The organism is Bacteroides sp., from assembly GCF_019417265.1.
Classification (GTDB): domain Bacteria; phylum Bacteroidota; class Bacteroidia; order Bacteroidales; family Bacteroidaceae; genus Phocaeicola.
In genome coordinates this window covers 1-10,546 of sequence record NZ_DXVR01000061.1, presented here as the reverse complement: position 1 = coordinate 10,546, position 10,546 = coordinate 1, and the positions used below count along the sequence as shown (strand labels likewise).

General features: G+C 42.0%; 8 protein-coding genes. All 8 read left to right on the top strand.

Annotation, left to right across the window (positions count from 1 at the left end; translation table 11 throughout):
- Window positions 1–1,590 (top strand): hypothetical protein (locus QZ379_RS08415; RefSeq protein ID WP_291563101.1); only part of this gene is annotated, 1,590 nt, incomplete at its 5' end.
- Window positions 1,591–1,767: 177 nt separating this feature from the next.
- Window positions 1,768–2,934, top strand: a complete 1,167-nt coding sequence (locus QZ379_RS08410; RefSeq protein ID WP_291563098.1) for an SPOR domain-containing protein — start codon at window positions 1,768–1,770, stop codon at window positions 2,932–2,934.
- 16 nt (window positions 2,935–2,950) lie between these two features.
- Window positions 2,951–3,487, top strand: coding sequence for an FHA domain-containing protein (locus QZ379_RS08405; protein WP_291563095.1), 537 nt, complete (start codon window positions 2,951–2,953; stop codon window positions 3,485–3,487).
- Between the two features lie 44 nt (window positions 3,488–3,531).
- Window positions 3,532–5,010 (top strand): 4Fe-4S dicluster domain-containing protein, encoded by a 1,479-nt coding sequence (locus tag QZ379_RS08400; protein ID WP_291563092.1) that lies wholly within the window; start codon window positions 3,532–3,534, stop codon window positions 5,008–5,010.
- Between the two features lie 26 nt (window positions 5,011–5,036).
- Window positions 5,037–6,074, top strand: a complete 1,038-nt coding sequence (hydE, locus tag QZ379_RS08395) for a [FeFe] hydrogenase H-cluster radical SAM maturase HydE (RefSeq protein ID WP_291563089.1) — start codon at window positions 5,037–5,039, stop codon at window positions 6,072–6,074.
- Window positions 6,075–6,137: 63 nt separating this feature from the next.
- Complete coding sequence (hydG, locus tag QZ379_RS08390; protein WP_291563085.1) at window positions 6,138–7,556, top strand: [FeFe] hydrogenase H-cluster radical SAM maturase HydG; 1,419 nt, start codon at window positions 6,138–6,140, stop codon at window positions 7,554–7,556.
- Window positions 7,557–7,589: 33 nt separating this feature from the next.
- Window positions 7,590–8,780, top strand: coding sequence for a [FeFe] hydrogenase H-cluster maturation GTPase HydF (gene hydF / locus QZ379_RS08385; RefSeq protein ID WP_291563082.1), 1,191 nt, complete (start codon window positions 7,590–7,592; stop codon window positions 8,778–8,780).
- 80 nt (window positions 8,781–8,860) lie between these two features.
- Window positions 8,861–10,426, top strand: coding sequence for an ATP-binding protein (locus QZ379_RS08380; protein WP_291563080.1), 1,566 nt, complete (start codon window positions 8,861–8,863; stop codon window positions 10,424–10,426).
- Window positions 10,427–10,546: the final 120 nt, after the last annotated feature.

Sequence of the window (10,546 nt, the reverse complement as noted above, 5' to 3'; positions counted from 1 at the left end):
CTTGCACTTAAAATCTATAAAGCATTGTATGGTTTGGACATCGAAGCCCAAAACACTGAACTGACAAGGCTCAGACTTGAGAATAAAAGATTGTCCGAACTGTTGAGAAGTACATCGAGGGAATACAACTCCCTTAACGAGAAATACAAAAAGAATAAAGAAAGTATAAACAGTGAATATGGGGTTGTATCCGACGAGCTACAGAAACTCAAGGAGAAGTACGAGGCCATAGTCATGGAAAAAGAGGCCTTAGAGAAATCAGCAAACGAGGACTCTGAAAAGTTAAAGGAGGAAATTGCAAGTCTGCAGAAAGTAATCGAAGGACTTAATACAGAGATAAATGGACTAAATGCCGAAATTGCAGGCCTGAACACACAGGTTGAAACCCTTTCAAAAGACAAAGAAGCTCTAAGCAAGGAGAACGAAGCTCTTAAAAAAGAGAAGGATGTCATCGGTAAAGAAAAAGAAGCCTTAGACAAAGAGGTAGAGATTCTTAATAATGAAAAGAATACACTAAATAACGATAAGGAAACTCTCGATAAAGAGCTTGAAACTCTTAGAAAAGAACTGGAATCGCTTAAAGAGAACCATCAGACTGAAAAAGAGAATATCGGCAAGGAATTAAAGTCTGCAAACGAGCTTCATACGACAGAGAAAGACAGCCTCAACAAGGAGATTGAAAGTCTTAATAAGGAAATTGAAGACCTCAACAAGGAATTATCATCTGTTAAAGAACAGTATATCAAGGAGAAAGAAGAAAATTCAGTTCTTTCAGAAAGGGTCAAGACTTTAGAAAACGAAATAGAAAGCATCAGCCTGAATGCTGAAGAAAAAACTACAGAAGAAGTTCCTACAATAATCGAGGAAGAAGCTTCGGCTACAGAAAGCGTGGTAGACGAAAAAGCATCCGAAAGCAATGACGACGAGGAAGCAATTAAAGAGAATATGCAAAAAGAGATTATCTCTTTAACTCAGAAATACGACTATATCCGCGTCACAACCACTGTAGGAAACCAGTACATCTATCTGTCAAAACATTTCCAGCTCAGGACCGGTCTGTTCGACTGGGGAATAGAAGGAAAGGAAATCATCACTGACGAAACTCTTTATCTGGAAAATTCCACTGTAGCAAAAATGGAAGGTCTGGACAGTCCGTACGATGGCGAGGAAATAATATGCAATTTCGATGACGAAGACTCCGCATCTGCCGTTGCAGACTCTTTGCTTATGGCTATCTGTACTTACCAACCTATACAGGTAAATTATCATGACAAGAACGGACGCACAACACAGAAAAATCTGTACCATATCACCTTCAAGCCTCTGGCAAACAAGTTCAGTCTGCCATACAGAAACCTTTTCAGAGATATGCTTGACGATAAGATAGATGCCGAACAGCTGTCTGCATTATGTCCGCATAATCCGGAGCCAAGAAACTTTGTGATTCAGCAGATTCAGACTCTCCGCCGTTTCAATGCTTTCTTCACAACAAAAGAAGGTATAGAAACTCTGAAGGAAGGTATAAAATTAGCTCAGGATGCTGAGCAGACAGAGCTGGCAGAGGTATTGATGAGTAAGATTCAGAGCTGATATTGTTTACCTACAAAATTATTATGCCGCATAAACATTATGTTTGCGGCGCATAATATTTCTACGAGTCATTCGGAATTAGCGGATGACTCGTTTTTTTGCAAATAGAATACTTTCAGCCACAAATTTATCCCCAAAACATGCACAGCCTTCTAAAAAAAATTATAATTTTGCAGTATGAAAGAGCTATCAAGACATATAGAAGTACTTTTATTGGAAAATGACTGTGTAATTGTTCCCGGTCTGGGAGGTTTCATAGCACACAATAAAGCAGCAGAGTTCAAGGATTCTGCAAATATTTTCTGCCCACCGCTGAGAACTATCGGTTTTAATCCTCAGCTTACTATAAACGACGGTTTACTGGCACAATCATATATGCAATCATATGATACAGACTTTCCTGATGCAAGCAGAAAAATTGAAAGTGTCGTATCACAAATCAAAGATTCTTTGTACAAGAACGGACAGGCGGAGTTAGATAACATAGGGACCCTGTATTACACTATGGCCGGAACATATGGTTTTGAGCCATATGGAAATGCATTCTTCAGTCCAAGCCTGTACGGATTGGGCAGTTTCTCGATATCTCCACTCTCGGAACTGGCATCTGTAAAAGAAACTGCAGCCGAACAGCGTATCGTAATAGAAACTGTGCCATCCTCTGTAGAAAGTCCGAAAGAAAAGAACAAACAGCAGCATATCATCAAGCGTATGGCAGAACATGCCATCGGGATTGCAGCAGCCATAATTCTGTTCTTTGTATTATCTGTTCCGGTAGAGAATACTTATCTTGACAATTCAAGCTATGCTTCATTAGGAGCTGAAACAATGCTGGATGCTATCAGAAGCAAATCGCTTGCTACAAGCTCTCCTGACAAAGCTGATAATGCAGAAGATATGCAACAAACAGCTACATCCGGCAGACGTAACAACGTAAATACCTTGCGTCCGGTTGCGGTTAAGACTGTAAAGGTTGAAAAAGCAGTTAAGGCTGAGCCAGCAGTTGTAAAAAAAGAAAAAACTGCTGAAGCTGTAAAAGAACAACCTAAGGCTACAGTTAAGAAAGAGGCCAAAGAAGCCAAAGCAGTTCAGAAGAGCAATACTGCCGGCGATAAAGGTCTGTTCATCATAGTAGCAAGTCTGCAGACTATGCAGGATGCCGAAAAAGAACTTGCCAAGTTCAAGAAGCAGGGATACAATGATGCTAAGATTCTTACATCAGACAACCGCTTCCGTATTGCCCTGTACAGCTATACAGACAAATCACAAGCATACAATAAGATAAATGAACTGAAAAAAGACGAACAGTTCAAGACTGCATGGTTACTTAACAAATCCAAATAATCAATTTTATTAAGGAATGAAGAGAGTAAGATGTCCTAAATGCGACAATTACATCCAGTTTGATGAAACCAAATATGAAGAAGGACAATCACTGGTTTTCATCTGTCCAGAGTGTAAAAAACAGTTCAGCATACGTTTGGGACGTACCAAACTTAATGCAGCTACACGTCGGGAAGAAATCATAGACGAGAAAGAAGGTACAAAAGACTATGGCAATGTAGTGGTTATAGAAAACACATTTGCCTATAAGCAGGTTATACCTCTGCATGAGGGCGACAACGTAATAGGACGCAGATGCAAGGGAACCGACGTGGATATAGCCATTGAGACAAACGACCCGAGTATGGATCGCAGACATTGTATCATCAATGTAAAGAAGAACAAGCAAGGAAAAATAGTATATACATTAAGGGATAACGACAGTATAACAGGAACATTCCACATGAATGAAATCTTAGGTCCAAAAGAAAGAGTTGTAATAGAAGAAGGAAGTATTTTCACTTTAGGTGCTACTACTCTTATTCTGCGCGGTGCGGAAGAAAACAAAGAATAACGTAATTATATTTATCAACTAACAGTCACACTACTTTTTTACTTATGGCATTTACTAACAACGTAATGATTGTGAGACACAAACTGCTTGAAAATCTTGTAGCTTTATGGAAGGAGAAACAGCTAATTGAAAAGATTGACCGTATTCCATTGGAATTCAGCCCACGACGTTCCCAGCCGGTAGGACGCTGCTGTATTCACAAAGAACGTGCGGTTACAAAATATAAATCACTCCCTCTTCTGGGATGGGACATGTCTGACGAAACAGACGAGCTAACTCCACTTTCAGAATATGCCCGCAAGGCTCTTGAAAGACACGGAAAAATCAAGGAAAACATTCTTTGCGTGATAGACGAGGCATGTTCTTCATGCGTACAGGTAAACTATGAGGTAAGTAACCTTTGTAGGGGTTGTGTGGCAAGAAGCTGCTACATGAACTGCCCTAAAGGTGCCGTACACTTCGACAAGAAAACAGGTCAGGCTCATATTGACCACGATACTTGTATCAGCTGCGGTATCTGCCACAAGAGCTGTCCTTACCATGCTATCGTTTACATACCTGTTCCATGCGAGGAAGCATGTCCGGTAAAGGCTATCAGCAAGGACGAACACAATATAGAACATATTGACGAAAGCAAATGTATCTACTGCGGAAAGTGTCTTAACGCATGTCCATTCGGTGCTATATTCGAAATTTCGCAGGTATTCAATGTACTTGAAGAAATACGTGCAGGGAAACAGGTAATTGCCATCCCTGCCCCATCTATACTCGGACAGTTCGATGCAAGCATAGAAGAAGTTTACGGAGCTTTGAAGCAGATTGGCTTTGCCGATGTTATAGAAGTTGCCGAAGGAGCTATGCATACTACAAGCAACGAGGCGCACGAGCTTCTTGAAAAGATTGCTGAAGGACAGAAATTTATGACTACTTCATGCTGTCCGTCATATATAGAACTCGTGAACAAGCACATACCTGCTATGAAACCATACGTTTCTACTACAGGTTCGCCAATGTACTATGCATCACGTATCGCGAAGAAGAAATATCCTGATGCTAAAGTGGTATTCATAGGCCCATGTATCGCCAAGAGAAAAGAAGCTCAGCGTGATGAATGTGTAGATTATGTGATGACCTTAGAGGAAATAAGCTCAGTTATAAAGGGTATGGGAATCGACCTGAAGGAAGTTTCTCCATACAAAGTAGCTAAAGAGTCTGTATGCGAAGCTCACGGATTTGCTCAGGCAGGCGGTGTGGCAGGAGCTGTCAAGGCTTACTTGGGTGAAAAAGCCAACGGCATTAAGATTATGCAGATTTCGGACTTCAACAAGAAGAATATCGGTGTTCTCAGAGCATATGCGAAGACAGGAAAGGTTGACGCACAGTTCATCGAAATGATGGCTTGTCCTGAAGGATGTATCACAGGTCCAAGTTCTTTCAACGACCCTCTTTCAGGCAAAAGACAGCTTAATCAGGATTTGATTAAACGACCTCTGAAATACGAAAACTACAAGGAAGAAGAATAAACAGAGATTTTTCATATCACATATATATGAGAAAACTTATAGAGCGACTTCATCGGGAGAAAACACTTTCTTCCGATGAATTTCGTATATTATTGGATGAGTGCGATGACGACAGTCTTGAACTGATAAGCAGCATTGCACGCTCCGAGACACAGAAAGTGTTCGGCAACAGGATTTTCGTGCGCGGACTTATAGAGGTAGGAAACTGCTGCCACAACGACTGCCTTTATTGCGGAATACGCCGTAGCAACAGAAACGTGGAGAGATATCGTCTTGACAAGGAAACCATACTGCAATGCTGCGATGAAGGCTACAGACAGGGGTTCCGTACTTTTGTCCTTCAGGGAGGCGAAGACAACTATATGACCGACGAAAGAATAACCGACATAGTATCGTCCATACGCCGGAAATATCCGGATGCCGCCATAACACTGTCATTGGGAGAAAAGTCATACGAAGCATACAAGATGTTCTATGAAGCCGGAGCCAACAGATATCTGCTCCGTCATGAGACTCACAATCCTCATCATTATTCATTGCTGCATCCAGAAACGATGTCGCTGCAAAACAGACTGCAATGCCTTAAGAATCTGAAAGAGATAGGCTATCAGACAGGTACAGGAATAATGATTGGCAGTCCGGGACAGACCACAGACAATATCATAGAAGATATTCTGTTCATTGGCGAGTTCAAACCTCAGATGATAGGAATAGGACCTTTCATCCCACATCGTGATACTCCGTTTGCCGATAAAAGCCCAGGCAACATACGCACTACCCTATTGCTGTTGTCAATATTCAGACTTATGCATCCTTACGCACTCATACCGTCAACCACGGCATTGGCTTCACTTGCTCACGACGGACGCGAAAGAGGAATACTGGCCGGTGCAAATGTAGTGATGCCAAATCTCTCTCCTCCTCAGGAAAGAAGCAAATATTCGCTATACAACAACAAGGCATCAATGGGTGCCGAAGCAGCAGAAGGCCTGCTTTTTCTTGAACAAAAGCTTAGCGCCATTGGTTATACTATTGACTACGGTCGAGGAGATTATGTAGAATAAGAAAAGTTTATTCTTTAACTTCCATAACTCCTTTAACTCTTATAACTTCTAAAAAATATAATTATGTACAGAGCCGATTCTAAAAAGGCTGAAGAATTTATCAGCCATGATGAAATTCTTGACACACTGAAATATGCGGAAGAGAATGCCGGAAACAGAGAACTCATATCATCCATCATAGAAAAAGCAAGAGCATGCAAAGGTATCAGTCACCGTGAAGCTGCATTGCTGCTTGAATGTAACGACCCGGAACTGCTGGAAGAGATTTTCAGTCTGGCAAAGGAAATCAAGCAGAAGTTCTACGGCAACAGAATTGTGATGTTCGCCCCGCTATATCTTTCAAACTATTGTGTAAACAGTTGTGTGTATTGCCCTTACCATATCAAGAACAAGACTATAGCCCGCAAAAAGCTCAGTCTGGAAGATATAGAACGTGAAGTCATAGCACTTCAGGATATGGGACACAAGCGTCTGGCACTTGAGGCCGGCGAAGACCCATTGCATAATCCTATAGAGTATATCCTTGAGTCCATAAAGACCATATACGGAATAAAGCACAAGAACGGAGCCATACGCCGCGTGAACGTTAATATCGCTGCCACAACAGTGGAGAACTACAGAAAGCTTCACGAAGCAGGTATAGGTACATACATACTTTTCCAGGAAACATATCATAAGGAAAATTACGAGAAACTTCATCCGCGCGGTCCTAAGAGCAATTACGCATACCACACCGAGGCAATGGACAGAGCAATGGAAGGCGGAATAGACGATGTAGGACTCGGTGTTCTGTTCGGTCTGAATACATATAAGTATGATTTCACCGGACTGCTGATGCACGCAGAACATCTGGAAGCCACTTACGGAGTTGGACCTCACACAATAAGCGTACCGCGAATCTGCTCTGCCGACGATATAAATGCAGCAGATTTTGAGAATGCAATCTCCGACGAGATATTCCAGAAGATTGTAGCCATCATCCGTATAGCTGTGCCATACACGGGAATGATTATCTCTACACGCGAATCGCAAAAATCGCGCGAAAAGGTTCTTGAACTCGGTATCTCACAGATAAGCGGAGGCTCGCGTACAAGCGTAGGCGGATATGCCGTAGAGGAAACACCGGAAGAAAACTCCTCACAGTTCGATATCAGCGACAACCGTACATTGGATGAGATAGTGTCATGGCTGCTGAAACTCGGCTATATCCCAAGCTTCTGCACTGCATGCTATCGCGAAGGACGTACGGGCGACCGCTTCATGTCGTTGGTAAAAACAGGACAGATAGCCAACTGCTGTTCGCCAAACGCACTTATGACTTTACAGGAATATTTGGAAGACTATGCCTCACCTGAGACAAAAGCCCTCGGTACGAAGATGATACGTGAGCAGATGGAAAGAATTCCAAATCCGGCAATAAAGAGACGCGCAATAGAGAACCTGAAACACATAGGCGAAGGAAAACGCGATTTCAGATTCTGATTATATCACTACATTTTAAATAGCCATAATAATATGTCATTGCAAGATACTCCAAGAGCAAACCGCACACATATAGCACTGTTCGGAAAAAGAAACAGTGGAAAATCGTCGTTGATAAATGCCATCACAGAACAAGAAGTTTCAGTAGTTTCGGACGTAGCCGGAACTACCACCGACCCTGTGTATAAATCGATGGAAATACACGGCATAGGTCCGTGTGTATTTATAGACACAGCCGGATTTGATGATGAGGGAGAGCTTGGAAATCTGAGAGTCAAACAGACACTAAAGGCTACTGAGCGCACTGACATAGCTATTATGGTCTGTACAGACTGCAATATAGAAGAAGAACTGAGATGGCAGAAAGTTCTCACTGCAAAGAATACTCCGGTGATATGGGTACTCAACAAGGCTGACCTTCTGGACAACAAGACAGAAACAGCCCTTTCCATAGAAAAGAAATGCGGTACCAAACCTGTCATAGCAAGTACTCTGACAAAAGAAGGCATAGACGAGATAAGAAAAGCACTGATAGAAAACCGGCAGGACTACTCTTCCGAAAATACTATAATAGGAAATCTTGCCGGAGAGAACGACACCGTACTGTTAGTCATGCCGCAGGACATTCAGGCTCCGAAAGGCAGACTAATCTTGCCTCAGGTTCAGACCTTGCGTGAACTTCTCGACAAGAAATGCCTTGTAATGAGCTGCACCACAGACAAGCTTGAAGCAATGCTCAAAGCGATGGCAAATCCTCCGAAACTTATCATCACAGACTCACAGGTGTTCAAGACCGTTTTCGAACTGAAGCCAAAGGAAAGCATACTGACATCGTTCTCCGTACTCTTTGCCAAACACAAGGGCGATATAAACTACTTTGTGAAAGGTGTACGTACGATAGGCAAACTGAACAACAAATCGAAAGTCCTTATAGCCGAAGCATGCACCCATGCCCCACTCACAGAGGATATTGGTCGAGAGAAAATCCCAGCCATGCTCCGAAAAAGATTCGGCAATGACATACAGATAGATATGGTATCAGGACACGACTTCCCTGAAAATCTTGAAGGTTACGACCTTATTATTCATTGCGGAGCCTGCATGTTCAACAGAAAATTCATGATGAACCGCGTGGCAAAAGCCAAGAAACAGAACATTCCTATGACCAATTATGGAGTGACAATAGCTTATATTCAGGGGATACTTGATTATATTGAGTATTAAAATCCGGAATATCGTATTAATCAAATGCAAAAGTCAGTTTTTTTAGTTACATTTGCGTAAAGAACAAAAATAATCAGCATATGAAATTTCCTATTGGTATTCAGAGTTTTGAACGCATTATTCAAGAAGGTTATATTTATATTGATAAAACTGATATTATTTATGACCTTACACATAATGGAAGTATTTATTTTCTCAGCCGTCCGCGACGGTTCGGAAAGAGCCTACTTGTTTCTACTTTGGAAAACTATTATTCAGGACGTAAGGAACTGTTTCGCGGTCTTGCCATAGAAAAGATGGAGACAGAATGGAACGAGTATCCCGTTTTCCATGTGGATTTCAATGCTACTAATTTTACCAATCCCGGAGAACTGGAGAAGAAACTTAACTTTTATCTGGCGGAATGGGAACAGAAGTACAATCTGCCTGTACGTGATAATGAATTGGGTCTTGGAGACCGCTTTATAAAGATTCTCGAGGCTGCTCATCTTCAGACAGGCCGACGCGCTGTAGTACTTGTAGATGAATACGACAAACCTATGCTTGATGTACTGGATGTGGATACCAATCTGGAAGACAGACATCGCAATGTTCTGAAAGCTTTTTATTCAGTGTTTAAGGGAGCGGACAAACACCTGCAGTTCGTACTGCTGACAGGTGTAACCAAATTCTCGCAGGTAAGTGTGTTCAGCGGATTCAACCAGCCTAAAGATATAAGTATGGATGTCCGTTATGAGGCTCTGTGCGGTATAACTCAGGAGGAAATTGTAAAATATTTTACTGAACCTGTGTCGCAAATGGCAGTCGAATATCAGTGTACACCGGAAAAAATGTATAAACTGTTGAAGAAACAGTACGATGGGTACCACTTCAGCGATAAGCTGACTGATATTTATAATCCTTTCAGTTTGTTGAATGCTCTTGATGCCAAGCGTATCAAAGACTATTGGTTCAGCACAGGAACTCCCACATATCTGATTCGTCTGCTTAACCATTCGCATGAGAGGATGAACGAATTTACCGGAAAATATTACACTCCGGCAGAATTTATTGACTACAAGGCCGACGTGGAACGTCCTTTGCCTATGATATATCAAAGCGGATATCTTACAATAAAGGCATACGACAGAGATTTCAATACCTTCCTTCTTGATTTCCCGAACAATGAAGTAAAGGGCGGATTCCTTACTATGGTGGCTTCGTCATATCTGGAACCTACTGAAGAAACCGGCGGGTGGATAAGAAGTCTTGTTGTAGCACTGCGCAAAGGAGAGGTGGAGCAGGTACGTGGGCTGTTTACTTCTTTCCTGTCCGGCATTCCTTACACAATGCGCCGCAAGGAAAACGAGGTGGAACGTGAACGCTATTTCCAATATACCTTCTATCTCATCATGCGTCTGGTTAGTGTTTATACCGTCTATGCAGAGAAGGTACAAAGCCAGGGACGTGTGGACTGCATAGTGGAAACATCAGAATATGTATATATCTTTGAGTTCAAACTGGACGGTACAGCCCAAGAGGCACTTCAGCAGATAGAGGAAAAAGGATATGCGCGTGAATATGCAGCCGACAGCCGCAAGGTTTATAAGATTGGTGCATCTTTCTCATCTGAAACGGGGACAATCAGCGACTGGGCAGTAAATTAGCAATACATATAATCATTCAATTATAAATTAAAGGGTAGCTTTGAATTATCAAGACTACCCTTTACTTTTTTGTATGCTCGGCATGAGTATTAGCTAACGGGTGCAAGTCCCCAATGAGCC

What these genes read in the sequence shown, in the direction of transcription:
- QZ379_RS08400 (WP_291563092.1), top strand. Translation starts at nt 3,532, where the DNA reads ATGGCATTTACTAACAACGTAATGATTGTGAGACACAAACTGCTTGAA.
- hydG (WP_291563085.1), top strand. Translation starts at nt 6,138, where the DNA reads ATGTACAGAGCCGATTCTAAAAAGGCTGAAGAATTTATCAGCCATGAT.
- hydF (WP_291563082.1), top strand. Translation starts at nt 7,590, where the DNA reads ATGTCATTGCAAGATACTCCAAGAGCAAACCGCACACATATAGCACTG.
- QZ379_RS08410 (WP_291563098.1), top strand. Translation starts at nt 1,768, where the DNA reads ATGAAAGAGCTATCAAGACATATAGAAGTACTTTTATTGGAAAATGAC.
- QZ379_RS08405 (WP_291563095.1), top strand. Translation starts at nt 2,951, where the DNA reads ATGAAGAGAGTAAGATGTCCTAAATGCGACAATTACATCCAGTTTGAT.
- hydE (WP_291563089.1), top strand. Translation starts at nt 5,037, where the DNA reads ATGAGAAAACTTATAGAGCGACTTCATCGGGAGAAAACACTTTCTTCC.
- QZ379_RS08380 (WP_291563080.1), top strand. Translation starts at nt 8,861, where the DNA reads ATGAAATTTCCTATTGGTATTCAGAGTTTTGAACGCATTATTCAAGAA.